Source organism: Halomonas sp. LS-001, assembly GCF_052983955.1.
This window is the reverse complement of sequence record NZ_CM129816.1, coordinates 3,238,916-3,264,038: the sequence shown is the minus strand read 5'-3', so window position 1 is coordinate 3,264,038 and position 25,123 is coordinate 3,238,916. Positions and strand designations below refer to the sequence as shown.

At 56.4% G+C, this 25,123-nt stretch carries 19 protein-coding genes, 2 tRNA genes and 1 pseudogene; 10 read left to right on the top strand and 12 right to left on the bottom strand.

Translation table 11 applies throughout. The features are described 5' to 3' along the window. Positions 1-3: 3 nt before the first annotated feature. The 4 genes from hslV to ACU6TU_RS14400 form a co-directional block, all read right to left on the bottom strand. Positions 4-522 carry an ATP-dependent protease subunit HslV gene (gene hslV, locus ACU6TU_RS14415; protein ID WP_447142080.1) on the bottom strand — a complete coding sequence of 173 codons (519 nt, stop codon included), beginning with the start codon at positions 520-522 and terminating at the stop codon, positions 4-6. Positions 523-672: 150 nt separating this feature from the next. Further along, positions 673-1,500, bottom strand: coding sequence for an SPOR domain-containing protein (locus ACU6TU_RS14410; RefSeq protein ID WP_447142079.1), 828 nt, complete (start codon positions 1,498-1,500; stop codon positions 673-675). Between the two features lie 3 nt (positions 1,501-1,503). After that, positions 1,504-3,189: an arginine--tRNA ligase gene (gene argS / locus ACU6TU_RS14405; RefSeq protein ID WP_447144265.1), complete on the bottom strand. Its 1,686-nt coding sequence runs from the start codon at positions 3,187-3,189 to the stop codon at positions 1,504-1,506. Between the two features lie 99 nt (positions 3,190-3,288). Then, complete coding sequence (locus ACU6TU_RS14400; protein ID WP_447142078.1) at positions 3,289-5,520, bottom strand: primosomal protein N'; 2,232 nt, start codon at positions 5,518-5,520, stop codon at positions 3,289-3,291. Positions 5,521-5,665: 145 nt separating this feature from the next. On the opposite strand from ACU6TU_RS14400, the gene rpmE reads away from it, so the two are divergent. Beyond that, positions 5,666-5,881 (top strand): 50S ribosomal protein L31, encoded by a 216-nt coding sequence (gene rpmE, locus ACU6TU_RS14395; RefSeq protein WP_100820874.1) that lies wholly within the window; start codon positions 5,666-5,668, stop codon positions 5,879-5,881. 393 nt (positions 5,882-6,274) lie between these two features. After that, positions 6,275-7,546 carry a malic enzyme-like NAD(P)-binding protein gene (locus ACU6TU_RS14390; RefSeq protein WP_447142077.1) on the top strand — a complete coding sequence of 424 codons (1,272 nt, stop codon included), beginning with the start codon at positions 6,275-6,277 and terminating at the stop codon, positions 7,544-7,546. Between the two features lie 114 nt (positions 7,547-7,660). On the opposite strand, the gene ACU6TU_RS14385 is transcribed toward ACU6TU_RS14390, so the two are convergent. After that, positions 7,661-8,521 carry an acyl-CoA thioesterase gene (locus ACU6TU_RS14385; protein ID WP_447142076.1) on the bottom strand — a complete coding sequence of 287 codons (861 nt, stop codon included), beginning with the start codon at positions 8,519-8,521 and terminating at the stop codon, positions 7,661-7,663. A 97-nt stretch (positions 8,522-8,618) separates the two neighbouring features. Here ACU6TU_RS14385 and tadA point away from each other — a divergent pair, with 97 nt between their 5' ends. Next, positions 8,619-9,089 (top strand): tRNA adenosine(34) deaminase TadA, encoded by a 471-nt coding sequence (gene tadA, locus ACU6TU_RS14380; protein WP_447142075.1) that lies wholly within the window; start codon positions 8,619-8,621, stop codon positions 9,087-9,089. 13 nt (positions 9,090-9,102) lie between these two features. On the opposite strand, the gene ACU6TU_RS14375 is transcribed toward tadA, so the two are convergent. Together ACU6TU_RS14375 and mltF are read right to left on the bottom strand one after the other, a co-directional pair. Beyond that, positions 9,103-11,052 carry a diguanylate cyclase domain-containing protein gene (locus tag ACU6TU_RS14375; RefSeq protein ID WP_447142074.1) on the bottom strand — a complete coding sequence of 650 codons (1,950 nt, stop codon included), beginning with the start codon at positions 11,050-11,052 and terminating at the stop codon, positions 9,103-9,105. A 12-nt stretch (positions 11,053-11,064) separates the two neighbouring features. Then, a complete protein-coding gene (mltF, locus tag ACU6TU_RS14370) occupies positions 11,065-12,528 on the bottom strand; it encodes a membrane-bound lytic murein transglycosylase MltF (protein ID WP_447142073.1) in 1,464 nt (487 codons plus the stop codon). 164 nt (positions 12,529-12,692) lie between these two features. Here mltF and purL point away from each other — a divergent pair, with 164 nt between their 5' ends. The 7 genes from purL (at position 12,693) to ACU6TU_RS14335 (ending at position 21,388) form a co-directional block, all read left to right on the top strand. Continuing rightward, the gene (gene purL / locus ACU6TU_RS14365; RefSeq protein WP_447142072.1) at positions 12,693-16,640 is read left to right on the top strand and encodes a phosphoribosylformylglycinamidine synthase; all 3,948 of its coding nucleotides are present in this window, start codon (positions 12,693-12,695) and stop codon (positions 16,638-16,640) included. A gap of 3 nt (positions 16,641-16,643) precedes the next feature. Then, positions 16,644-18,470 (top strand): DEAD/DEAH box helicase, encoded by a 1,827-nt coding sequence (locus ACU6TU_RS14360; protein ID WP_447142071.1) that lies wholly within the window; start codon positions 16,644-16,646, stop codon positions 18,468-18,470. Between the two features lie 72 nt (positions 18,471-18,542). Continuing rightward, the gene (locus tag ACU6TU_RS14355) at positions 18,543-19,394 is read left to right on the top strand and encodes a segregation and condensation protein A (protein WP_447142070.1); all 852 of its coding nucleotides are present in this window, start codon (positions 18,543-18,545) and stop codon (positions 19,392-19,394) included. Beyond that, positions 19,391-20,275 carry an SMC-Scp complex subunit ScpB gene (gene scpB / locus ACU6TU_RS14350; RefSeq protein ID WP_447142069.1) on the top strand — a complete coding sequence of 295 codons (885 nt, stop codon included), beginning with the start codon at positions 19,391-19,393 and terminating at the stop codon, positions 20,273-20,275. Before ACU6TU_RS14355 ends, scpB begins: the two co-directional genes overlap by 4 nt. Further along, on the top strand, positions 20,253-21,122 hold the full coding sequence (gene rluB / locus ACU6TU_RS14345; RefSeq protein ID WP_447142068.1) for a 23S rRNA pseudouridine(2605) synthase RluB: 870 nt from the start codon (positions 20,253-20,255) through the stop codon (positions 21,120-21,122). The genes scpB and rluB overlap by 23 nt, the downstream gene beginning before the upstream one ends. Before the next feature lie 100 nt (positions 21,123-21,222). Next, positions 21,223-21,298 (top strand) — tRNA-Lys (locus ACU6TU_RS14340). A 14-nt stretch (positions 21,299-21,312) separates the two neighbouring features. Continuing rightward, positions 21,313-21,388 (top strand) — tRNA-Lys (locus ACU6TU_RS14335). Positions 21,389-21,588: 200 nt separating this feature from the next. On the opposite strand, the gene ACU6TU_RS14330 is transcribed toward ACU6TU_RS14335, so the two are convergent. The 5 genes and pseudogenes from ACU6TU_RS14330 to ACU6TU_RS14310 all read right to left on the bottom strand — a co-directional run. After that, entirely contained in the window at positions 21,589-22,068 is a 480-nt protein-coding gene (locus tag ACU6TU_RS14330; RefSeq protein WP_447142067.1) for an FKBP-type peptidyl-prolyl cis-trans isomerase, read from the bottom strand. Between the two features lie 92 nt (positions 22,069-22,160). Next, positions 22,161-23,036 carry a molecular chaperone TorD family protein gene (locus ACU6TU_RS14325; protein WP_447142066.1) on the bottom strand — a complete coding sequence of 292 codons (876 nt, stop codon included), beginning with the start codon at positions 23,034-23,036 and terminating at the stop codon, positions 22,161-22,163. A 119-nt stretch (positions 23,037-23,155) separates the two neighbouring features. Further along, positions 23,156-24,361 carry an NrfD/PsrC family molybdoenzyme membrane anchor subunit gene (gene nrfD / locus ACU6TU_RS14320; protein ID WP_447142065.1) on the bottom strand — a complete coding sequence of 402 codons (1,206 nt, stop codon included), beginning with the start codon at positions 24,359-24,361 and terminating at the stop codon, positions 23,156-23,158. After that, positions 24,358-25,047 carry a 4Fe-4S dicluster domain-containing protein gene (locus ACU6TU_RS14315; protein ID WP_447144264.1) on the bottom strand — a complete coding sequence of 230 codons (690 nt, stop codon included), beginning with the start codon at positions 25,045-25,047 and terminating at the stop codon, positions 24,358-24,360. The genes nrfD and ACU6TU_RS14315 overlap by 4 nt, the downstream gene beginning before the upstream one ends. Before the next feature lie 3 nt (positions 25,048-25,050). After that, positions 25,051-25,119: pseudogene (locus ACU6TU_RS14310) on the bottom strand (4Fe-4S binding protein); the annotation flags it as partial. Positions 25,120-25,123: the final 4 nt, after the last annotated feature.

Below are 25,123 nucleotides of genomic sequence, written 5' to 3'. Positions count from 1 at the left end.
GGTTTATAGCTCTTCCATGGTGATGTGATGGTTGGTGAACACGCAGATATCACCGGCAATTTCGAGTGACTTTTCAGTGATTTCACGAGCCGAAAGATCGGTGTTCTCCAAAAGCGCCCGGGCGCTGGAAAGCGCGTAGTTGCCGCCAGAGCCAATGGCAATGATGCCGCGTTCAGGCTCAACCACATCACCGTTACCGGTAATGATCAGCGAGGCGCTATGGTCGGCCACTGCCAGCAAGGCTTCCAGCCGGCGCAGGGCGCGATCGGTGCGCCAGTCCTTGGCGAGTTCGACCGCCGCCTTGGTCAGGTGCCCCTGGTATTTTTCCAGCTGCGCCTCAAAACGCTCGAAAAGCGTAAAGGCATCAGCGGTACCCCCGGCAAAACCTGCCAACACCTTGCCGCGATAAAGGCGGCGAACCTTGCTGGCGTTTCCTTTCATTACGGTGTTGCCAAGAGATACCTGGCCATCGCCAGCCAGCGCTACCTGATTGCCGCGACGCACAGAAACAATCGTAGTCATGGAGTGAGCTCCTTGTGGGAGGCGTGCTCCCGATGACGGTTCGGCTGCTAAAGCAGCCGCTAAAAAAAAGCAGTTCACAACAAAGTGCGGGCGGTTGATAGAAAATCAACCGCCCGCGAGCAAGTGTCTGTGAGATTTTGACGGAAAACGCTAGTTCTGAAGCTGAATCAGCAGTGGCTCAATGCCCTGGGTGTTCATCAGGTCTTGGGCGCGATTAAGTTCGCGAGGGTCGTCGTAAGGGCCGACCTGAACGCGGTGCCAAGTATTGCCATTGGCCTGAACCTTGCTGATATGAGCCAGCAGGCTTAGATTTTTCAGCCGATCACGCATTCTGCCTGCATCGGTTTCGGAGCGGAAAGAGGCCGCTTGCAGCATGTAACGTGCCTGCTCGGCCTGAGCGGCTGGCGCTTCAGGCTGTGATGTTGCCGTATTCTGCTCGGTGTTCTCGGCGCTGTTCTCGGTATTGTTAGCGGCAATCAGTTCAGCAATCGGGTCATCGTCACTGACCGGCGTGGACGAGGCGATGGGCTCGTCAGGCATGGCTGACTGTTCATCCTCGGTCAGCTGGCCGGACGTGTCAGATGCGTTGCTCGCCACCTCTTCCGCTGGTGTTGCGGCGGGGGCGGGCTCAGGCTGTACGACCGTTGAGGGCACTACACCGCCGGGCGCAATGACTTCGGTTTCCGGCAGCAAGGTGTAAAACTCAAAGGTTGGCATGGAGGCTTCATCGTCCTCCGCAGCCCCCTCGGCAGCAGAATCATCGCGCTGTTCCCTGGAGATTACCGTGGCTTCAGGGCCAGATGCGGGGTCGTCCTGCCAGGGAGCCGTGCCGTTCTGGTAATGCGCCAGGAAAAAGCCCACGACGAGCCCCCCAAGCGCCCATAGCCAGCCTGGCATCGGGGCACGGGACGTTTTCGTCGCTTTATTGCGCTGCGTTGTAGCTCCGCGGCGGGGCGTTTTCTGGCTTGAACTTACCATTAATTACATCTCCTCTGGCGCACTGACACCCATCAGGTCGAGGCCATTGCGCAGTACCTGGCGGGTGGCGAGACCCAGGGCCAGGCGTGTATTACGCAGGGTGTCATCGTCTACCATGACTTTGACGGCGTTGTAACACGTGTGGAAATCACCCGCGAGAGCAAGCAGATACTGTGCAATTTGCTGGGGCTCACGATTTCTGGCTGCCACTTCGACTACGTCCGGGAAGCGTGCCAGACGGTTCAGTACGGCCTTTTCCTGATCGCTGTCGAGCAATGCCAGGTTGGCCAGGGCCATGTCGTGATCAAACGGCTGTTTGGCTGCCTCAGCTTTGCGCATCATGCTGCACACGCGTGCATGCGCATATTGGACATAGTAAACCGGATTTTCGTTCGACTGAGAACGGGCAAGATCAATATCAAATGTTAACTGGGAGTCTGCGCGGCGTGCCGCGAGGAAAAACCGCGTGGCATCGCGGCCGACTTCATCAATCAGATCCCGAACGGTGACGTAGCTGCCAGCCCGCTTGGACAGTTTCACCTCAACGCCTGAACGGGTCACCATCACCATCTGGTGCAGAACGTAATCCGGCCAGCCTTTGGGAATGCCGACTTCCAGCGCCTGAAGCCCGGCGCGAACGCGGGTTACCGTAGAGTGGTGATCAGCGCCCTGTTCGTTGATGACCGTCTTGAAGCCGCGCTGCCATTTGTCGAGGTGATAGGCCACATCCGGCAGGAAGTAGGTAAATCCGCCGTCACGTTTGCGCATGACGCGGTCCTTGTCATCACCAAACGCGGTGGTGCGCAGCCACATGGCACCGTCTTCTTCATAGGTATGGCCATTGTTGACCAGTTGCTCGACGGTGGCATCCACCTTGCCGTGCTGGTACAGCGAGGACTCCAGAAAATAGACATCGAACTCAACGCCAAACGCTTTCAGATCGAGATCCTGCTCGCGGCGCAGCCAGGCCACCGCAAAGGTCTGGATGGCGTCAAGATCGTCCGGGTCAGCTTTAGCAGTGACTTCACGGTCATCGGCGCTGACGGTTTTGCCTGCCAGGTAATCTTTTGCTACGTCGATAATATAATCGCCACGGTAACCGTCTTCCGGCCAGCCGCTGTCGTCGGGTGTCAGCCCTTTGACCCGGGCATGAACGGAGCGCGCCAGGTTGCTGATCTGTGCGCCTGCATCGTTGTAGTAAAACTCGCGGGTGACATCATAGCCGGTGGCTTCCAAAAGGCGGCACAGGCAGTCGCCAATGGCGGCGCCACGGCCATGGCCTACGTGCAACGGCCCGGTCGGGTTGGCAGACACAAATTCCACCTGCACTTTCTGACCCTGGCCAACCATACTGCGGCCAAAGGTGTCACCGCAGTCAAGCACTTGCGCCACAACCTGGGCGGCGGCGTCGGTGGCGGCAAAAAAGTTGATAAAGCCGGGGCCTGCGATCTCGGTTTTCTGCACGGCATCGCTGGCGGGGAGCGCCTGTACAATCGCGTCGGCCAGGTCGCGGGGCTTCATGCCCGCTGGCTTGGCCAGCATCAGCGCCAGATTGGTGGCATAGTCGCCGTGAGCTTTGTCTTTCGTGGGGTCAACCTTGACCGTCGGTTGAATATCCTGAGGAAGCACGCCCTGATGCTTGAGCGCATCAATGGCGCCTTCAAGCAGGGTAATAATGGTGTCTTTCATAACATGGGTATCCAGTAACGTCGGTGGCGGCGTGCGCGTGCGCATCGTAAAACGGCGTATTATCGACGATTGCGGGCGACTTTCAAACAGCAAGATTCCCTAACTCAGCGTTTGAGGGTCGATATCCAGCGACCAGCGAACGCGGCGGGCATCCCGGCTGCTTTCCAGCCAATGAACCAGCGCGCTGGCGGCCTGATGCAAATGGCTGCGTTTATCGGCGTTCAGCATGACGTGCAGATGGTAGCGATTCTGGCGACGCTCCATCGGCGCAGGAATCGGCCCCAGGCAGCGTGCCTGGCAGTCGTGAGTCTCCAGCCAGGTACGCAGATGCTGGGCTGACGCCTGGGCCAGTGCCATGGCGGCGTCGGCCTGCGGGCTTTCGATCCGCAGTAACGCCATAAAGCTGAAAGGTGGCAAATGGGCGCTACGCCGTTCGGCAAGCAGGTGGCGTGCCAGTGTGCCATAGCCGTGTTCCGCCAGCTGGTTAAGGTTCGGGTCATCGGCATGCAGTGTCTGCACCAGAACACGGCCCGGGTCGGCGGCCCGCCCTGCGCGCCCGGCGACTTGCTCAAGCAGCTGGGCGCTATGCTCCAGCGCGCGAAAATCGGCGGCATACAGGCCGCCATCCGCGTTGATTACCACAACGAGGGTAACGTGTGGCAGGTGATGCCCCTTGGCCAGCATCTGAGTGCCTACCAGCAGGCAGGGTTCGCCGCGTGATACCTCTTTCATGATCTGTTCGAAGCTGTCTTTACGTCGAGTGCTGTCACGGTCGATGCGGTGGACGGTTGTTTTGGGAAATAACCCCTGCAAGGTTTCTTCCGTGCGTTCCGTGCCACTGCCCAGTGCCCGCAGATCCCCGCTGCCGCATTCCGGGCAGGCAGGCGGCAAGGCGCGTCGTGCATCGCAATGGTGGCAGGCCAGCAGCGAAGGTTGACGATGCAGGGTCATGCGCGCATCGCATTGGTGGCACTCCGCCACCCAGCCGCAGGCATGGCAGGCCAGTGTCGGAGCAAACCCACGGCGGTTGATGAAGATCAGTACCTGCTTGCCCGCGCCAAGCGAATTTTTGATGGCTTTGACGGTGCCCGGCAGCAAGCCGCCACGGCAAGGCTGATGGCGTAAGTCGACCAGCTCCAGGCGGGCAGGCGCATGACGGCTGGCGCGCTGGGTGAGCGATAGATGGCGGTAAGAACCATCGAGGGCGCGCTGCAGGCTCTCCAGCGACGGCGTGGCGCTGCCTAGCAGGATCGGAATGCGATGGTGATGCGCGCGTGCCACGGCAAGGTCTCGGGCGTGGTAACGCAATCCGTCATGCTGTTTATAGGAGCCATCGTGCTCTTCGTCGACGATGATCACACCCGGCCGCGCCAAGGGTGTGAAAATCGCCGAACGGGTGCCGATGATAATCGGCGCGCGACCGCTGGCCGCTGCTTCCCAGGCGTCCATGCGTTCCGCGTCTGTCAGGCCTGAGTGCAGGGCAAGCACCGGCACGTTAAAACGCTGGCGAAAACGCGCCAGGGTTTGCGGCGTCAGGCCGATTTCAGGAATCAGCACGAGTGCCTGCTGACCTTTGCTGACCACGGCATCAATCAACTGCAGGTAAACTTCGGTTTTGCCGCTGCCAGTGACGCCTTCCAGCAGGCAGGGGTGAAAGTCGTCGAGCTTTTCATGCAGGACGGATAACGCCGTTGCCTGCTCGCGATTAAGGGGCAGTGCCGGGTTGGCCAGCGGCTGACGGGTAGGAGTGGGAGCCGCAGCCAGGGCGACATCGAAAGATTCAATCAGAGCTTTTTGGGCTAGCCGGTTCAGGGTGTCCTGAGTAAACCCGTGAGCGGTAACAACACGGCGAGCCAGGCCCTGTGGATGCTGGCCAAGCAACTCCCATAACTCAGCCTGACGCCTGGCGCGGCCAAAGTCGGGCGTTGATGGCGCTGAGGGGCTGTGTTTCCAGAATGTTTGAGTCCGGCCCGCCATTGGGTGGCCCTGACGAAGGCGAGCGGGCATGGCATTGGCCAGCGTATCGCCCAGGCCGTGCTGATAATAGCGTGCGGTAAAACGGCACAGCCATAGCCAGTCAGCGGGCAAGGGCGTTTCATCCAGAGCGTCATGAACACAGCGTAACTGTGCGTCTGGCACCTCGCTGTGGCTGGCGAGTTCTACGATGACGCCTACCACGTCACGACGCCCAAACGGAACGCTGACTCGCAGCCCAACCTGCCAGCCATCCACAGGCGGTCTGGCGGATGGCCGATAGTCGAACAGACGGCGAAGCGGTGAAGGCAATGCCACCCGCAGCACAGATACTGATAAAAGAGTGGAACGCGGCAATTGGCCTCCGGCGTCAGGTTTGCTAGAATGCGCGGCTGCTTTGAGCCAATGGGCTCAAGCGGCTTAACCGGTTAATCGATTTCAAACCCGTATGCGGTGCCTGGCAAATGATCAGGTGGCGGCATACAGCTTCGCGAGGCTTAAGATGAGACAAGGTATTCACCCGAATTACAACACGGTAACGGCAAGCTGTTCTTGCGGTGCCACGTTCCAGGTCGGTTCGACTTCAGGTCACGACTTCTCTCTGGATGTGTGCTCTAACTGCCACCCGTTCTATACGGGCAAGCAGAAGCAGGCAACCACCGGTGGCCGTGTAGAGCGCTTCAACAAGCGTTTCGGCGCTGCAGTAAAACGCGGTTAATTGACGCGTTATTAAGTCAATACAAGGTGTTTGATCGCGATAGACACATTGCGCTCTTATTATCTTGCAAAACCCTCGGCAATCGCCGGGGGTTTTTTTATAAAAAACTGGCTGAGCCTGAGCATGCTAAGCATAAAATCTACGAAATAATACGTAAAATTTGCGAAAGTGAAGCAAAATCGATTAAAACGAGCGTTTTGTGTTTGAAGCTGTAGTTGAGGCGTTAACGTTTTTTGTATATTCTGCAGCGCTCTGTTCCTAAAATAACACCCTGCTTTTTTTACCTCTTTTTCTCGTGCGCTTTATTTTAGCGTCCCTCTTGATGACCGCGTTTATCAGCGCTTGATTGTGATTGTTGATACTTTATTTTTAACGCCCAACCGGACCCAAACCATGACGGAAGCATTTAAACAGGCGGCTTTGGATTATCACGCTAAACCCATTCCCGGAAAACTGTCGGTCGAGTTGACTAAGCCCGCATCGACAGCGCGGGATCTTGCGTTGGCTTACAGCCCTGGTGTGGCCGAGCCTGTGCGTGAAATCGCCCGTGACCCTGAAAATGTTTTCCGTTACACGGGGAAAGGTAACCTGGTGGCGGTTATCTCTGATGGCAGTGCGATTCTTGGGTTAGGTAACCTGGGGCCGCTGGCCAGCAAGCCGGTGATGGAAGGCAAGGGCGTTTTGTTCAAGCGCTTTGCTGGTATTAATTCCGTCGATGTTGAAGTCGAATCGGAAAGCCCGAAGGCTTTTATTGATACTGTCGCGCGGATTGCCAGCACCTGGGGCGGGATTAATCTTGAGGATATCAAGGCACCGGAGTGTTTCGAGATTGAGAAAGCGCTGATTGAGCGTTGCGCTGTTCCTGTTTTTCATGATGATCAGCACGGCACCGCGATTGTTACAGCAGCAGGTATGCTCAATGCGCTGGATATTGCTGGTAAGTCGATTGAAAACGTCAAGATCGTCTGCATGGGTGCCGGAGCTGCCGCCATTGCGTGTATGCGGTTGCTGATTTCCTGTGGCGCTAGCAAAGATAATCTGGTCATGCTGGACCGTCGCGGCGTCATTCACACTGATCGTGAAGGCATCAACGAGTACAAGGCTGAATTTGCCCGTGGTACCGCGATGCGTACGTTAGACGATGCCGTCGATGGCGCGGATGTCTTTATCGGGCTTTCCGGTCCTGGGTTGCTGTCTGCCGAGCAGGTTAAAACCATGGCGCCTGATCCGGTGATTTTTGCCTGCACCAATCCAGACCCGGAAATTCATCCCGAGGTAGCCCGCGAAGCGCGCCCGGATGTGATCATGGCAACCGGCCGTTCGGATTACCCCAATCAGGTGAATAACGTGCTTGGTTTCCCGTTCATTTTCCGTGGGGCGCTGGATGTCCGTGCCACGCGAATCAATGAATCGATGAAACTGGCCGCGGTGCATGCCTTGAAAGATCTGGCCCGCGAGCCGGTGCCACAAGCCGTGCTGGATGCCTACGAGCGTGATTCCATGAGCTTTGGGCGTGATTATATTATTCCGACACCCGTGGATGTGCGACTGCTGGGCAAAGTGTCATCTGCCGTCGCTCAGGCGGCGGTAGATTCCGGCGTCGCGCGCAAGCCATACCCTGCGCATTATCCGCTTGAAAGCGTTAACGATGTTTACGGTGTTTGATTGACGCTATCTGATTAGCGCTGTCTGCTCCGCGTTTATCACCATGAAAGCCTGCAACGCCCGCTTATAACGCGGGCGTTTGCATGGTGAGCTGACGCACTGATGAACGCCGGTTCAGCGGATCGGTGCGTCATGCAGGCGCATCAGGCCTTCCTGAGCGGTAGAGGCCACCAGGGCCCCTTGGCGATTATAGATATGGCCACGGGCAAGACCACGACCACCTCCCGCCCAGGGGGAGTCAGTGACGTACAGAAGCCAGTCGTCCAGGCGAGCATCCTGGTGCAGCCAGATAGCATGGTCGAGGCTGGCAATCTGCAGTTTAGGGTCCGTGTAGGTGACCTTGTGGGGGATCAGCCCTGTGGTCAGTAGATTGAAGTCCGAGACATAGGACAGCAAATGGCGATGCAGCGCGGCGTCATCGGGGAGTTTACCTGCCAGTCGAAACCATAAGCACTGATGTGCCGGGGCTTGTTCCGCTTCGCTGCGCGAGAGATGGATAAACTCGCTGGGATGACCTTTGAAGCGGCTGTGCCTGGCCTCTCCGCTGGATAATAACGATTCAGGCGAGGGCACCTCCGGCATGGGACTATAATGCGTCATCAAGGTTGGTTCAGGCGTTTGAAATGAGGCGCTGCAGAAGAAAATCGGCCGACCTTTCTGAATCGCTGTGACGCGCCGTGTGGTAAAGCTGCCGCCATCACGCACGTTATCGACCTGATAGACGACCGGACGGTGTGGGTCGCCGGGGCGCAGAAAATAGCCATGCTGAGAGTGAGGCCTACGGTCGTCAGGTACCGTCAGGCTGGCAGCCGCGAGCGCTTGTCCGAGCACTTGCCCACCGTACAGTTGCGGAAAGCCTAGATCCTGGCTCTGGCCGCGAAACAGGGTGTCTTCCAGCGGTTCCAGAACCAACAGGTTGGCGAGTGTGTCGAGTGCCTCCTGAGAGGAGGCAGTCTCTTGAGGGATATCGGTCATTGTAGCGTATCCTGTAGGGCATCTCTTTTAGGGCGAAAGGTAATGCGTCCTGTCACTATCATACGATTGTTTGCCTACCATAGCGGAGTATTGTGCCATGCGCAGCGATGAATTTTACATGCACCGTGCGCTGGATCAGGCGCATCTGGCGTTTAGCGACGGAGAAGTGCCGGTGGGGGCGGTCGTGGTTTCCGCTGATGGGGAAATAATAGCGGCGGCGTATAACGCACCCATTACCGGCTGTGACCCCTGCGCTCATGCTGAGATTCTGGCCCTGCGAGCCGCTGGAGAGGCGGCAGGTAATTACCGGTTGGACGGCGCAACACTGTTTGTGACCCTTGAGCCCTGCATGATGTGTGCAGGGGCCATGGTGCACGCGCGCATTGCCCGGCTGGTGTATGCCGCCGCCGAACCGCGCGCCGGTATGGTGGAATCAAAAGCCAATCTGCTGGCACAGCCCTGGTTCAATCACCAGGTCGCGGTGACTGGCGGCGTGCTGGCAGCATCGTCGAAACGCCTGTTAAAGCGCTTTTTCAGTGAAAAACGCCGCCCTCTTCAGGGAGAGTAGTCAGTGAGAGTCATCAGGGGGGATAATAAGCGCTTTCTACCCGATTTCGGCCGTTTTCCTTGGCACGGTATAACGCCTCGTCAGCTAGCTGTACCAGGCGCGGCAAGACAAGTTCGCCCGCTTGCAAAGTGATAACGCCGGCGCTTAGCGTTAACGGCTTACCATCAGCGTGGAGTAGCTTGGTTGCCTGAAGGCGCTGGCGAAGCTGTTCAGCGATGGTTTTTGCCTGATCATGATCAACGCCAGGTAACAGACTAATAAACTCTTCACCGCCATAGCGGGCAAATATGCCCCGTTCGCCAACCACATCGACCCCGAGCCGGGCCGTTGCAATCAGGTAGTCATCGCCAACAAGGTGCCCGAGTTGGTCGTTAACGTGCTTGAAATTATCAATATCACACATTATCAGGCTAAAAGGACGACGGTCCTGTTGGGAATGGATCTGTTCAAGGACATGACGACGGTTGGCGATACCGGTGAGGTCATCGTGATGTGCCAGCCATTCTATTTCCCGCTGTAGACGCCCACGTTTTTCAATTTCTGACTGTAGGGTATGGTTATTAAAACGTACGTTACGATTCTGTTCACCGAGCTGCCGGAACGTATAAACCACCAGATACAGCAGGTAAGCGAGGATCAGGCCAATACCCAGGCCGATGGAAGGTAGGCGGGGTAAATGGGTCAGCAGATAGTCCCGGCGTGGCTGGAATGTCAGCGTGAGAGGTGATTCGGCTAAGGAAAGAGCGTAGCGATGCTGCCAGGGGCCGGGGTGGGTGAGGTCACCAAAACTGGCCAGCACATGACTGTTTTCATGCCAGCGCACCTGGCCATGTGCTGGGTCCAGTTCAGCAAACAGCGTGTCTGCCAGCATGGGGATGCTAATCGCCATGGCCGCAGCCCCCACCAGTCTGCCATTGGCTTGTCTGACGGGCCAGTAAGTCACAATGCCGGGGACTCCCTGAAGAAGCTCAATGACTTCGGTGCTTGCCGTGCGTGCCCCTTCCAGAGCAGGCTCCAGAGCACCCCTTCCACTGGGTTGTACCTGATACAGACGTTGCCCCTGTGCTGCCAGGTTGAGCGAGGTGGGTGGGTAGACATGCTGGATGCGGCTGGTGGTGTCGATAAACGCAATATTCAGAAAATAACGGAAATCAGCGTGATAGACCGACGCTTGTTGGGTCCATTGCACATCGTTTGGCGGGCTGTCGAGCAGTGTCCAGAAATGCGCAAAACGTCGCATGGCCTGACGTTGTGCCACGATTTCCTGGGTGAGTTGTATCGCCAGGCGCTGGCCTTCTTCAGCACTCATGGCGTGCAGCGATTTTTCGGCCTGGCGGTGCTGTTGTTGCCAAAGAAGTAGCGTGACCACTACCAGCAGAGCGGCCGGCCATAGCGCATAGGAGAGATGCCGTTTGCGTTGCCAGTCGGGTTTGGCCTGGACGTATTGCCAGGCCAGTAGCAAGCCGATGCTCGCCAGAGTAGGCAAGCCGCTGGTGTAATGTAAAAGGGGGGTGTTAATTAACGGAAATAGTATATCAATCAGTTGCATCGCTAATAGACATAGCGTTGCCGTGAGCAGAAGTGGCGCGCCAATATGAACCTGACTACGCAACACAAGACTCAGAGCCAATAGTTGCATGCAAAGGGTCGTCAGCAGTGGAGCACGCCAGTTGTCTACGCTTGTGTCGGTGATCAATGGCGGGCTCAGCCGTTGCCATTGAACGGTGTTGACCCAGGCTTCCGGCGTGATATAGCTCAAGGTGCCGGGCAGCAAAAGCACAATCACCAGAGCAGCAATCGACTGAGACGTTAGAGCGCAGCGAAATTTTATTGCCCAGTGAGCAAGCATCAGAACGAGCAGAACAACGCCAGCAAAGCGTGGATGCGAAAAAACGTCTGCGATAACCACGGCGCTTGCAAGCGCGAGAAGCCAGGTGGATCGATGAAAAATCGCAGGCATCATGATGAGCTGACCCTAATCAGTCGATGGAGACAGTCCGGTGTCCGGGATGGGGCCGTCGTTGGCCAATGTCTGTTCCAGCTGGAAAAACTGTTGCCGACTGCGTTCAACGTAATTCAGCATCTCATAATAACGGCGGATGTTGCGTACATAAATCACTGGCTCGCCGCCGCGGGCGTAACCATGGCGGGTCTTGCTGTACCACTCTCGGTATTGAAGCAGAGGAAGTGATTCTCTCACATCTTGCCAGAGATCCGGATTTCCACCGCGCATTTCAGTAATTTTACGCGCATCGTAAAGATGGCCAAGCCCTACATTGTAAGATGCCATGGCCATGTACAGGCGGTCTTCACCGGTAATGCTCTCTGGAAGGCGATCCATCACACTGCGCAGGTAGCGTGCGCCGCCATCAATGCTTTGTACCGGGTCACGGCGATTGCTGACGTCCATTTCCTGAGCAGTGGCATTGGTCAGCATCATCAACCCGCGCACGCCAGTAGGGGAAACCGCGTCTCTGTCCCAGTGAGATTCCTGATAGCCCACTGCCGCCAGCAGCTTCCAGTCAAAGTCGGTTTCCTGGGCAGCCTGTTTGAAATGCTCGGTATATTGCGGCAAGCGAGAATCCAGGTGGGACAGAAAGGTGCGCGTACCTACGTATTCAAGATAATCATCGTGACCGAAATGGCGCGTTACCAGAGTGTCGAGTTCTCCGCTGTCATGAAGGGATTGAAGAAACGCATTCGCGGCATCAATCAGATTCAATCCTTGGCCACTGGGCAGTGCCCAGACCATGGATAATGGCTCTCCCAGCAGAAACCCCCGCTCTACATCAGGAAAGAACAGCCGGTTAACACGGAACTGGTGATCAAAAATGATGGCGGCATCCAGGGTTTCATTCTGGATGCGGGCGAGAAGGTCGGCGACCTCAAGATCACGTGACGCCTGCCAGTCAAGCGCCGGATGGGTTTGCTGTAACTGGTTTAACATGCTCGACAGCCCTGAACTGCTGAGCGTACCAACGTTCAGATCAGCCAGGTCGGCGACGGAATCAATACCGTTTAACCCACGCCGATAGACCACCAGTGGCTGCATTTCAATGATCGGGCGGGTGTAATGAATGCCTGGGGTCGGTGGTGTCAGCGGCAGGCCAGCAGCGCCAATGTCGCCTCGTGCGCGGACGGCTGGCAGGATGCTCTCCAGGTGATGGCCGGCATCAAGGTTCAGGCTCACGTCAAGGTGTGCTGCGAAGCGTCGCATCAGTTCATATTCGAAGCCGGTTGGGCCGCGTCGCCCTTCATAGTAAGTCGTAGGCGAAGTGCGAGTATGAAAAGTGATAAAATCACGGCTTTGAACAAGTGTAAGATGCTCGCCTTGAGGTGCCGTGGATAACGTCGGTATTATCACCAACAGCAAAGCACCCGCCAGTGCAAGGCACAGGCGGCTCAGGGTGTTAATGAGCTGTGGTTTGGACGTTAGCATGGCAGTTTTCGTGTCTCTGTCATAAGACCACGATACCCAGCCATCAGCAGGCTGTCACCTTGTTGATTTCGTGTGGCCCATGCTTTCCAGTATCATAGCGCCAAATGCCGCATCGCGGTGTCACTGTTTCCTGCTTGAAACTTCTGCTCTAGAGGCTCCCAGATATGCTCGAACTGCGCGGCACGCCAGCCCTTTCCGCTTTCCGACACGCCCGTTTATTGGCCACGCTTCAGGAAAGCGTGCCAGAAGTGGAGGCGTTATCGGCGGACTATGTTCATTTTGTTGACCATCGCGCTGAGCTTTCGCCCGCTACCCGCGAGCGTCTGACAGCATTGCTGGATTACGGGACGGATCCGTCTTCAGCCAGTCAACCAGCGCCGGCGGACGGAGCGCAGCGTTTTCTGGTAGTGCCGCGTATCGGCACTCAGTCACCCTGGTCGTCCAAGGCAACGGATATTGCTCATAACTGTGGCCTTGCGGACGTTGCCCGCATTGAGCGCGGTATTGATTATCGGATTACTTTTCGCGCTGCCCCCGATGAAGCGGCCTTTCATGCATTAATCGCGCTGCTGCATGACCGTATGACCGAAACCGTGTTGCAGGATGCCTCCGATGCCGCCTTGCTGTTTGCTCAGCATGAACCGGCGCCACTTGGCAAGGTGGATATTCTGGACGGTGGCCGTGAGGCGTTGGCTACTGCCAATGTCGAGCTGGGTCTGGCGCTTGCCGAGGATGAGATCGACTATCTGGTCGACGCCTTCCGCGAGCTTGACCGCAACCCGACCGACGTTGAACTGATGATGTTCGCCCAGGCCAACTCGGAGCATTGCCGCCACAAGATTTTCAATGCCGACTGGGTGATCGACGGGGAAGAACAGCCTTACTCGCTGTTCAAGATGATCAAGAATACCTTTGCCACTTCGCCGGATAATGTTCTGTCGGCTTACAGCGATAACGCGGCCGTGATCAAGGGCAGTCATGCCGGACGCTTCTTTCCAACGCCTCTGACCGGCGCTGATAATGAGCAGGCAGAGTACGCTGCGCATCAGGAGCCGATCCACATTCTGATGAAAGTGGAAACTCACAACCACCCGACCGCGATTGCGCCTTTCCCCGGCGCCGCGACGGGTTCCGGTGGTGAAATTCGCGATGAGGGCGCAACCGGCATCGGCGGCAAACCCAAGGCTGGGCTGTCAGGCTTTACGGTTTCCAACCTGCGTATTCCTGAGTTTGTTCAGCCCTGGGAAGCCTTCGACTACGGTAAACCCGAACGCATGCAGTCGGCGCTTTCCATCATGCTTGAAGGCCCGATTGGCGGGGCCGCCTTCAATAACGAATTTGGCCGCCCTAACCTGACCGGTTACTTCCGCACCTACGAGCAGGAATCGCTCAACGAAGGCGGGATCGAGCGTCGCGGTTTCCATAAGCCGATCATGCTGGCGGGTGGCTACGGCAATATTCGCGCCCAGCACGTTCAGAAGGGCGATATTCCGGTTGGCGGTAAGCTGATTGTGATGGGCGGTCCGGCCATGCTGATCGGCCTGGGCGGTGGGGCAGCGTCTTCCATGGCCTCAGGTGCTTCCAGCGCTGATCTGGACTTTGCCTCGGTACAGCGAGAAAACCCGGAAATCGAGCGTCGCGCTCAGGAAGTGATTGACCGCTGCTGGGCGCTGGGCGACCACAACCCCATTCGTTTTATTCATGACGTAGGGGCGGGCGGGCTTTCCAACGCCTTGCCTGAACTGGTCAAAGATGGCGGTCGCGGCGGTCTGTTTGATATTCGCGCCGTGCCCAACGCCGAACCGGGCATGAGCCCGCTGGAAATCTGGTGCAACGAAGCCCAGGAACGCTATGTGCTGGCCGTGGCCGCAGAAGATCTCGATACCTTCGATGCCCTTTGTCAGCGTGAGCGTTGCCCTTATGCGGTCGTGGGCGAAGCGCTTGAACAGCACCATCTGGAAGTCCGTGACGGCCACTTCGATAGCCAGCCGGTCGATTTGCCCATGAGCGTGCTGTTCGGTAAAGCGCCAAAAATGCAGCGTGAATTCAAGCGTCAGACGCCAGCGTTATCCGGCGTGATGCTGGATAACCTGGACCTGCGCGAAGCCATGGATCGCGTGCTGCGCCTGCCAACCGTGGCCTCCAAAAGCTTTTTGATCACCATTGGCGACCGCTCGATTACCGGTCAGGTCGCACGTGATCAGATGGTTGGCCTCTGGCAGGTGCCCGTGGCCGATGTGGCGGTGACAACAGCAAGTTTTGATACGCACACAGGTGAAGCCATGGCCATGGGCGAACGTCCGCCTGTTGCCTTGATCAACCCGGCGGCCAGCGCCCGCCTGGCAGTGGCGGAAGCGATTACCAACCTGGCGGCCGCGCCGATTGCCAAGCTCGGGGATATCAAGCTTTCTGCCAACTGGATGAGTGCTGCCAATCACGCGGGGGAAAACCAGGCGCTGTATGACGCGGTTTACGCGGTGGGTATGGAGCTTTGCCCGGCGCTGGGTATCGCCATTCCGGTGGGTAAGGATTCCATGTCGATGCGCACCGCCTGGGAAGGCACCAACGCGAAAGGCGAGAGCGAAGAAAAAAGCGTCACATCGCCGCTTGCATTGGTCGTCACCGGATTTGCCCCGGTCACCGATGCCATGGCCACGCTGACGCCGGAAATCAACCTGGAGCAGGAAGAATCCGACCTGATTCTGATTGACCTGGGTAACGGCCAGAACCGCATCGGCGGTTCGGCATTGTCGCAGGTTTACGGGCAAGTGGGTAACGAATGCCCGGACGTGGATGACCCGGAAGACATCAAGGCATTTTTTGAAGTCATTCAGGGACTCAACCGGGATGGCAAGCTCCTTGCCTACCACGACCGCAGTGACGGCGGCCTGCTGGTCACGCTGCTGGAAATGGCCTTTGCTGCCCATGCCGGGCTGGAAATCAAACTGGACTGGCTGATTGACGAGCCGGTTGAAGCGTTCAATGCGCTGTTTGCCGAAGAGCTTGGGGCGGTGATTCAGGTGAACCGTGCGGATACCGAAGCGGTATTGACCCAGTTCGCCATGGCAGGCATCGAAACCTGTGGCGTCATTGCCCGCCCGCGTTACGACGATCAGGTCCGCGTGACCCTGTTTGAAGAGCCGTTGCTGGAAACCACCCGCCAGCTGGCCCAGCGCACCTGGTCGGAAACCAGCTACCGCATGCAGGCACTGCGTGATAATCCTGAATGCGCGAAAAATGAGTTTGATAACCTGCTGGATGTGCGAGACCCCGGTTTATCCGCAACGCCCACCTTTGATGTCAACGACGATATCAGCGCGCCCTTTATCAATACGACGCGGCCTGCCATGGCCGTGCTGCGCGAGCAGGGCGTTAACGGCCAGGTAGAAATGGCCTGGGCCTTTGATAAAGCCGGCTTCAAAGCGGTGGATGTTCACATGAGTGATATCCTCGCTGGCCGGGTGTCGCTGGAAGACTTTAACGGTCTGGTTGCCTGTGGCGGCTTCTCTTACGGAGATGTGCTCGGTGCGGGGGGCGGCTGGGCAAAATCGGTGCTGTTCAACGAGCGAGCCCGTGAGCAGTTCGCGGCGTTTTTCCAGCGTGATGACAGCTTCGCCCTCGGGGTATGTAACGGCTGCCAGATGCTTTCACAGATCAAGACACTGATTCCGGGGGCAGAAGACTGGCCCGAGTTCGTGCGTAACGAATCCGAGCAGTTTGAAGCCCGGGTCGCCATGGCCCGGGTTGAGAAAAGTCCCTCGATTCTGCTGGCGGGTATGGAAGGTTCACGCCTGCCGATTGCCGTGGCCCATGGGGAAGGCCGTGCTGCTTTCCGCGACGCCGCACACCTGCGCCGCATGCAGTCCAGCAGTCAAATCGCGCTGCGCTACGTTGATAATTACGGCCAGGTCACCACCCGCTATCCGGCCAACCCCAATGGCTCGCCTGCAGGGATTACCGGCCTGACCACACCGGATGGCCGCGTGACGATCATGATGCCGCACCCGGAGCGGGTCACCCGCGCCGTCACCAACTCCTGGCGCCCGGCTGAATGGACGGAAGACGGCGCCTGGTTGCGCCTGTTCCGCAATGCACGGGTCTGGCTCGGTTAATCCATGCCTGCCAGCCACCACCATAAGGCGACCCAAGGGTCGCCTTTATTGTCATCCCCGCCAGCCCTTCGCCCCTACCAGCGCGAGGCGGTTGAGCGCGTGGTGACGCATTTTCGCGGCGGAAGCGACCCGGCGGTAGTCGTGCTGCCGACCGGTAGCGGAAAATCCCTGGTGATTGCCGAGCTGGCGCGGATTGCCCGTGGGCGCGTGCTGGTGCTGGCCCATGTGCGCGAACTGGTCGAGCAGAACCATGCCAAATATGAGGCTTATGGCCTTGCGGCGGACATCTTCAGCGCCGGTTTGAAGCGCAAGGAAGCCGGGCGTCAGGTGGTGTTTGGTTCGGTGCAGTCGGTGGTCCGCAATCTGGAAAGCTTTAGTGATGCACGGTTTACCTTGCTGGTGATTGATGAATGCCACCGGGTATCGCCCAGTGAAGATGCCAGCTATCGCCAGGTGATTACGCATCTGCAACAGCATAACCCGCAGCTAAAGATTCTCGGCCTGACCGCCACACCTTACCGCCTGGGGCAGGGGTTTATCTATTATCGCCACCACCACGGTATGGTGCGTGGTGATGAAGACAGCTTTTTCCGCGATTGCGTGTTTGAGCAGCCGCTGCGGCTGATGGTCAAACAGGGGTATCTGGCGCCCCCGGTGCGTCGCGACATGGCGGTGGCGCATTATGATTTTTCCGCATTGACGCCGGGCGCCAGCGGCGCGTTTCGCGAAGAGGAAATCAACCGTGTGGTGGCTGGCAACCGGGCGACACCCCAGATTATCGCCGATATCATCCAGCACGCTGAAGACCGCCGTGGGGTGATGATCTTTGCCGCCACGGTGGCTCACGGCGAAGAAATTCTCGGCTACCTGCCCAAGGATCAGGCGGCCCTGATTACCGGTGCCACCGAGTCGCAGGCGCGTACTCAGCGGATTGAGGCCTTCAAGGCGCAACAGCTAAAATATCTGGTCAACGTGGCAGTGCTGACGACCGGCTTTGATGCGCCCCATGTGGACCTGATCGCGATCCTGCGCCCCACGGAGTCGGTTAGCCTGTATCAGCAGATTGTGGGGCGTGGGCTGCGCTTGTCTGCGGATAAAAGCGACTGCCTGATTCTTGATTACGCCGGTAACCCCTGGGATGTTTACGCGCCGGAGGTGGGGTCGCCAAAGCCTGACAGCGACAGTGAACCTGTACAGGTAGAATGCCCGGCTTGCGGGCACGCTAACCTGTTCTGGGGGAAGCGCGACGGCGAAGTGGTGATCGAGCATTTTGGTCGCCGTTGCCAGGGGCTGGTGGACGCTGACAACGAGGGTGTGACAGCGAAGGCCGCTAAACAACAGTGCGAATTTCGTTTCCGCTTTAAAGTGTGCGGCGACTGTGGCGCGGAAAATGATATTGCCGCCCGGCGTTGTCATGGCTGCCAGCAGTTACTGGTGGATGCCGATGACAAGCTCAAGGACGCCCTGAAACTCAAAGATGCCCGCGTTCTGCGAGTCAGCGGCATGCAACTTGAGGCCACCATTAACGGGCGCGGGCTGCCACGCTTGAAAGTCACCTATCATGACGAAGACGGTGCCACTCTGGCCGAATGGTTTGCGCTGGAAACCCAGGCGCAACGCCGAGCGTTTTATGCCGCTTTTCTGCGCGACCACTTGCGGGCACCGGCATCTGGCTGGCAACCGATGACGCCCGACGAGGTCATAGGGGAACAACAGCGCCTGCGGGCCCCGGATTTTGTTGTCGGGCGCAAGGTCGGGCGGCACTTCCAGATTCGCGATAAACTGTTTGATTATCAGGGACGCTATCGCAAGGCGACAGAGGCGCAGTAACCTAAGCAAGCAAGTGGTTATCCTGAAAAACGCACCATCATCATTCATCCACCTTAGAGCCAACAGACGACTATGGACGCGACGCAGGAAGCGGCGGCAGAGCAGCAGGTGTCACAGGCCGTGGCGCGTCTGTTTGATGAACCGATTACCCAGATGCCGGAGGATCTGTATATTCCTCCCGAAGCGCTGCGCGTGTTTCTCGAAGCCTTTGAAGGGCCGCTGGATCTTCTTCTGTACCTGATTCGCCGCCAGAACCTGGATATTCTGACCATCAACGTCGCCACGATCACCCATCAGTATATCGAATATGTTGAGCTGATGAAGGCCATGGAAATCGAGCTGGCCGGTGAATACCTACTGATGGCGGCGATGCTGGCCGAGATCAAATCGCGCACCCTGCTGCCGCGCCCGCCCAAAGAAGAAGACGACGAAGGCGAAGATCCGCGCGCCGAGTTGATTCGCCGCCTGCAGGAGTACGAGCGACTCAAGGAAGCGGCGGAATCGCTGGATACGCTGCCGCGCATGGGCCGCGACTGGTTCAGCGTGCATGCGGGGCTGCCGCCACTGGAATCACGGGTCATTCACCCGGAGGTGGAACTGGATGAGCTGCTGGGCGCCTTGACGGAGCTTCTCAAGCGCGCTGATCTGGCTCAGGCGCATAATATCAGCCGTGAAGTGCTTTCCACGCGCGAGCGCATGTTGGCGATCATGGATCAACTGCAGCAGGCGCCCCGCCGCTACACGCCCTTCGAATCCTTGTTCCAGCTGGAAGAAGGGCGTGCAGGTGTCGTGGTGACGTTCATGGCCATTCTTGAACTGGCCAAGGAAGCCATGATCGAGATTGTGCAGAATGCGCCGTTATCACCGATTCATGTTCGCGCCCGCCACCAGCAGGATGACGCTTTTGATGAGGAGCCTGCATGAGTGACGCCACCACAACACTGGATGATATTATTGAAGCGGCGCTACTGGCCGCCGGTGAACCGCTGGCGCTGGAGCGTCTGGAAAGCCTTTTTCGTGAGGCGGAGTGTCCGCCCCGCGCTGATTTCAAGCAGTCGCTTTCACGCCTGGGGGAAAGACACGCCAGCGGCGCTCTTGAGCTTCTTGAAACCGCCTCAGGCTACCAGCTGCGCATTCGTCCGTGGCTATCGCCCTGGGTATCACGGCTATGGGACGAGCGTCCGCAGCGCTATTCTCGAGCACTGCTTGAAACCCTGGCGCTGATTGCCTATCGCCAGCCGGTGACCCGTGGTGATATCGAAGAGGTGCGCGGGGTTGCGGTCAGCAGTACCATTATGCGTACCTTGATGGAGCGCGGCTGGATTCGTATCGTAGGCCATCGTGATGTGCCTGGGCGTCCGGCGGTATTTGCCACCACGCGCAGCTTTCTGGATGATTTTGGTCTCAAAACCCTTGATGCCTTGCCACCCATGCATGCGCTGGTTGCCGAAGGTGAAGACGCGCCTGACGAGCGCTTTATGGACGTTTTGACCAGCGCTGGCCTGGAAGAGCCTGATGAGCACGGTACGTCTGACGGGTACGAGAGTGATTCAGTTAACGACGCGCGTCATTCAGATAGTGAAAATGCGGCGCTGGACGGCGACGCAAAAACGGTGCAGGATGCGCCCCCCGAGACGGCCGATGAGGCCGACCCACACGCCGAGACGGCGTTAACCCAACCGCTTAGCTTTGCTGACCTGGAAGCACGGCTTGCGGCCCGTGAGCAGCCTTCATCACAGGATGATGGGGCCACGGAGAAAGACATAAAGAGGTCAGATGACCATGAGTCAGAATCAGAACACTAATGCCCCCAGCGGTGAAAAGCTGCAGAAAGTCCTGGCCCGTGCCGGGTTAGGTTCACGGCGCGAAATGGAAAAAGCCATCAGCGATGGCCGTGTGCGCGTCAATAACCGTGTGGCCACCCTGGGTGACCGTATCGAAACTCAGGATAGGGTTACTTTTGATGAACGGCCGGTGACGCTCGTGGCAGAAGAAGAAGTGCCACGCCGTGTCATCATGTACAACAAGCCAGAAGGCGAACTGTGTACCCGCAAAGACCCGGAAGGGCGACGCACTGTCTTTGATCGCTTGCCGCGCCTGAAAGGCGAGCGTTGGATCGCGATCGGGCGTCTGGATATCAATACCAGTGGCCTGCTGCTGTTTACCACGGATGGTGAATTAGCCAACCGGCTGATGCATCCGTCTACCCAGGTGGAACGCGAATACGCCGTTCGCGTGATGGGCGAAGTGAAAAAAGAACATATCGTGGCGATGGTAGACGGCGTCATGCTCGAAGATGGCCCGGCACGCTTTACCGACGTACAGGAGTTCGGTGGAGAGGGAATCAACACCTGGTTCCATGTGGTGATTCTGGAAGGCCGTAACCGTGAAGTGCGCCGCCTCTGGGAGTCCCAGGCCCTCACGGTTAGCCGTCTGAAACGCGTACGCTATGGCAATATCTTTCTGGATAAACGCGCCAAGGCCGGTGAATGGGTCGAGCTTTCCCAGGCAGAAGTGGATGACCTGGCGACCTTGTCAGGGCTTGAGTCGCGCAAAGTGCCAGAATTGACGCCGGATGAGAAAAACCGCTGGAGCCGTGACAAGAACAAGCGTCGTCCGGTGCAAGCAATGCGTAAGCCCAAACGCCATTAAGCCGTTAAACATTGTTGTCAGTGACGGTCGTTTAAGACATTAAAGAGAAAAAGTACTTGCGAAAGTCGGGCGCTATCCGTACTATATGCATCCGTTCGGGGGGTCGTTAGCTCAGTTGGTAGAGCAGTTGACTTTTAATCAATTGGTCGTAGGTTCGAATCCTACACGACCCACCACTCGAACCCGCTAAGGGTCGTTAGCTCAGTTGGTAGAGCAGTTGACTTTTAATCAATTGGTCGTAGGTTCGAATCCTACACGACCCACCAGATATAGGGTTCAAGAGTTCCCAAAAGACTCTTAAACCCAGCAATCAAGCGCCTTAGGGCGCTTTTTTGTTGTCTTCAATTTGGCCTGTCAGAACCTGGAGACGGGCAATGACTTCCAGCAGAAATTGAGGAGAGTGCTGATATTAGTCCATTATTCAGTATTGCCCACTGATGTTATTGGAAATATTCGCGAGAATCTCTCAGATGTTAACCCACCTGATAGGCTGGTGTTCTTCTTGCCAATCTGTTTTGGGTGAGTTGACGGCTAATATCTTGATCTGCCAGTTGACGGTTTTTCCCGCTAACGGGTGGTTCCCATCGAGGAGAGCGCCTCGTTCAGTTAGCGCTACTACTTTTAATGAAAATTTCCCTTGTTGGCCGCCTGGAGTCAATGTCATGCCGACGTGGAGCTCTTTCCCAGCTGGCAGATTCTCACGTACCGCTTCAAAAACAAGTTCAGGGCGATGATGACCGTAAGCCTGCTCGGGTGTGAGCGTCACGTTAAGCTCGTCCCCTTCTTGATGTCCTGATATTGCGGTCTCTAGCGCCGCGATCATCTGTCCAGCACCGTGTATATAGCGTAGCGGGGTTTCCGGTGTGGATGCGGCAAGCGTATCGCCGTTGGCATCGGTTAGCGTATATGCAGCGATAACTTCGCAGTGTGGGTGTATGGAATTCATGGTTACACAGGTCTCAGCGTCGATTTGCTTGATAATGTCATAAATCTGCCAAGCCACCAGTTAAGGTTGACTGAGTTGTCGAATATGACTCGCTATTGCCACGCCTTGATATTGGAACCAGGTGGCTTCATGGCTGCATTGTTATCGCTGTTTTGGCAGCGAGAGCAAAGGCTCATGTGGTCAGCGCTGACACCTGCCTCCTGAAGGCGTTTACGCATTTCGGCAAGGACAGGGGAGCTTTCAAAAGATGAGCCACAGCTGCGACAAATTAGCTGTTCTTTGGGGGCGTCGCTGGTTTCAAATGTATGCACTTGCGCCATTGATAGATCGCTGCCAAGTGTCTCTTTTGCAACGGACGTGTTTGCAAAGGACTGAGCTGCATACGGCGCTAAGATATTCAGATCATTTGTTAACTGAGACTGGATCAGTTCAATCAATAAGCGCCAGGGTTGGGTAATGGTATCGCCAGAAGCAGCAACCACTTTACGCCGAATGCCTTCAAGGGCAGGTAAGCTGAAATCGCGTAGCATAGTCGCTGCATCGCTAATGGCCGCTATGTTGTGTGCGTTGTGCTGCTCAGATTCGGCAATTTCGCTAAACACCCAGGCAAGCCACTGCAGGTTAAGCGATAGATGATCTGGGAGTTCATGAAAGTGACTATCTCGCTCCAACCCATACTTCCGATAAAGCATTTCCATTGCTTGTACACTTCGCGCCATTAAGCTGCCGTCCAGGTAGGCACCAAGATTTAAGGGTGCCGGAGCAGGCGGCGCAAGAAAAAGCTTACTGTAACCGAGCAGTAGCTGCTGGGTACCTGTCAAGGCGTTAAAAGCATGCTCAAGAGCGTCAATCTGCTCAGCTTCAAGCGTAGGCAGCACATTTGAGAGCTGTCGCAAATCCTCGATAAGTGGGCCTTGCATCTCAGCGAGTGTGATATTGGCAAAATGGCATTGAGTCGCTCGAGCCATGCACATAGCAAACTCTGCGTGGGGTATCAGGTCAGGAAAGGTTGTTGACTTCATTATAGTAAAGGGCAGCTTATTAAAAATAAGCTGCCTCTTCTCCCGTGTTTATTGCGATGAACGATTTATGCCGTGGCTTCTATGGGTTTTCGCGGCGTTGTGTGATCAATCATTTGGCTTGGCATATCACCTAAATTTAAAAACTTTTCACCTAGCAGGTAAATCACAAAGCACAACGCAAAGCCGATAAAGGTCAATGACCACTCCGTTGCAGAGGGCGTGTAACTAATGAGATCAGGTATCCATGTGCCCTTGAAAAGGGGGACTACCTGACCACCCACCACAAAGTAGAGCCGTTCTGCAAACATAGCGACTGTCACTAGCAATGCAGCAACTACTTGTATACCCATGCTGTTGCGTAGTTTGCTAAGCAAGATAACAAAAGGCAGCAAAAGACCAATCAGCAATGCGGCAATGTATACACCTGACTTAAATAAGTAATCGGTCCATACAACGTTAATTTCAGGATTATTGCTATATAAGCCGGTGATGGCTCGGACGGCGATGAGCAAAAGCGTAACCCCCACGCATGCTGCAAATAATTTGGGAAGCGGGCCTGTTAAAAGTGCCTGCAGTGGAGCGGGCATACGTGTCTGTTTGAAGGCATAAGCTAAGTACGTTAGAAGCACCAATATTGCGACAGCGGTGGTGATACCGGTGACATAGAAGTAAACGGGCATAAGTGGATCAAACCAAAAAGGACGCATGCTCATCATGCCAAAGATTAGCGCTAGGTTACCGCTAGCCAGTAGAACACCAACAAACGACGCAATACCTACCTGTTTTGCTGTTTTACTATCCCAGTGGCCACCTTGAAGTTTGCTGAATTTCCATAGCAAAAACAGTAAGTCGAGTGCGTAGAAGGCCCCCATCCAGAACATGGCGGATTGCACCTGCAGGTTTGCAGGTATGACCCACAACATACGGAACACGTGGCCAAGCTCTAGTGCTAGTACGATCATTCCTGATATGAGCAGTGCAAAGGCCAGGAATACGCAACGTTTCGCGATCGGGTAATACTGCTTAAAACCGAATACTAACGGTAAAGATGCAATTAGCCCCAGACCAGATGATCCGAGTGCAAAAAAAACATAAGTAGCAATGGGTTGGCCCCAGGGTAGAGCAGAGCTTGTATTGAATGATGTATGGCCATTCGCGATGATTTGAGAAAATGCATAACCCAAGCTAATCAGTAGCACTGCCATTGCAATGACTAAAAGCCCCCATCCTAGTGGGCCTTGGAGGGCATTTTTGTGTTGTTGTGTGGTCATGCGTCATTCTCCCTGTCTGCAGGTGTAAAGGCAGGTACGCCCGCGCCAGCGCCCAGGTAATAGACCTGCGGTTTATTACCGGTATGGTCCTTAAGGCGCACACCGTGCTTGTCACCAATTAGCTGGTTAACGTGGCTTTCCGGATTATCAAGATCGCCAAAATAACGCGCTTTAGGTGCGCAGGTGCGCACGCAAGCAGGAACGTATTCTTTAACGTCAGGATTATCCTCATCAAGATCCGCGGTTCCTTCAGGCGCGTTTTTTACCTTGTGGTAGCAGAAAGTACATTTGGACACTACACCTTTTGGCTGGATACCAATGCCACGACGCCAGTCTTCATCAGGACTCTGGTAGGGAGGACTCCATAACTGGGCGTTTTCACCTGGAAAAACGTCGCGGATATCTGGTTCAATCAGTGGTTTTTCATCAGCATAAAAGCGCACGCCGTAGGGGCAGGCAATCATGCAGTATTTGCAACCAATGCATTTGTTCCAGTCAACAAAGACAATGCCGCCTGCATCAGGATCTTTATAGGTTGCGCGAGTTGGACATACATGTACGCAAGAGGGGTTTTCACACTGCATACATGGCCGCGGTAGCCATTTCATTTGGCCGCTCGGATATTCGCCAGCGTTGTAAAAGAGAACGTCCTGCCAGGTTTCTCCTGGTAGCGTATTGTTCTCCATCGAGCACGCGGTGGTACATGCTTGGCAGCCAGTACACTTATCCAGGTCGATGACCATTCCCCACTTTGCCATAGTC

Coding starts and splice junctions, on each gene's coding strand:
- ACU6TU_RS14385 (WP_447142076.1), bottom strand. CDS start 8,521: ATGACCGATATCCCTCAAGAGACTGCCTCCTCTCAGGAGGCACTCGAC.
- ACU6TU_RS14360 (WP_447142071.1), top strand. CDS start 16,644: ATGCCTGCCAGCCACCACCATAAGGCGACCCAAGGGTCGCCTTTATTG.
- tadA (WP_447142075.1), top strand. CDS start 8,619: ATGCGCAGCGATGAATTTTACATGCACCGTGCGCTGGATCAGGCGCAT.
- ACU6TU_RS14355 (WP_447142070.1), top strand. CDS start 18,543: ATGGACGCGACGCAGGAAGCGGCGGCAGAGCAGCAGGTGTCACAGGCC.
- nrfD (WP_447142065.1), bottom strand. CDS start 24,361: ATGACCACACAACAACACAAAAATGCCCTCCAAGGCCCACTAGGATGG.
- ACU6TU_RS14390 (WP_447142077.1), top strand. CDS start 6,275: ATGACGGAAGCATTTAAACAGGCGGCTTTGGATTATCACGCTAAACCC.
- ACU6TU_RS14315 (WP_447144264.1), bottom strand. CDS start 25,047: ATGGAGAACAATACGCTACCAGGAGAAACCTGGCAGGACGTTCTCTTT.
- ACU6TU_RS14375 (WP_447142074.1), bottom strand. CDS start 11,052: ATGATGCCTGCGATTTTTCATCGATCCACCTGGCTTCTCGCGCTTGCA.
- scpB (WP_447142069.1), top strand. CDS start 19,391: ATGAGTGACGCCACCACAACACTGGATGATATTATTGAAGCGGCGCTA.
- mltF (WP_447142073.1), bottom strand. CDS start 12,528: ATGCTAACGTCCAAACCACAGCTCATTAACACCCTGAGCCGCCTGTGC.
- rpmE (WP_100820874.1), top strand. CDS start 5,666: ATGAGACAAGGTATTCACCCGAATTACAACACGGTAACGGCAAGCTGT.
- argS (WP_447144265.1), bottom strand. CDS start 3,189: ATGAAAGACACCATTATTACCCTGCTTGAAGGCGCCATTGATGCGCTC.
- ACU6TU_RS14325 (WP_447142066.1), bottom strand. CDS start 23,036: ATGGCTCGAGCGACTCAATGCCATTTTGCCAATATCACACTCGCTGAG.
- rluB (WP_447142068.1), top strand. CDS start 20,253: ATGAGTCAGAATCAGAACACTAATGCCCCCAGCGGTGAAAAGCTGCAG.
- purL (WP_447142072.1), top strand. CDS start 12,693: ATGCTCGAACTGCGCGGCACGCCAGCCCTTTCCGCTTTCCGACACGCC.
- ACU6TU_RS14330 (WP_447142067.1), bottom strand. CDS start 22,068: ATGAATTCCATACACCCACACTGCGAAGTTATCGCTGCATATACGCTA.
- hslV (WP_447142080.1), bottom strand. CDS start 522: ATGACTACGATTGTTTCTGTGCGTCGCGGCAATCAGGTAGCGCTGGCT.
- ACU6TU_RS14410 (WP_447142079.1), bottom strand. CDS start 1,500: ATGGTAAGTTCAAGCCAGAAAACGCCCCGCCGCGGAGCTACAACGCAG.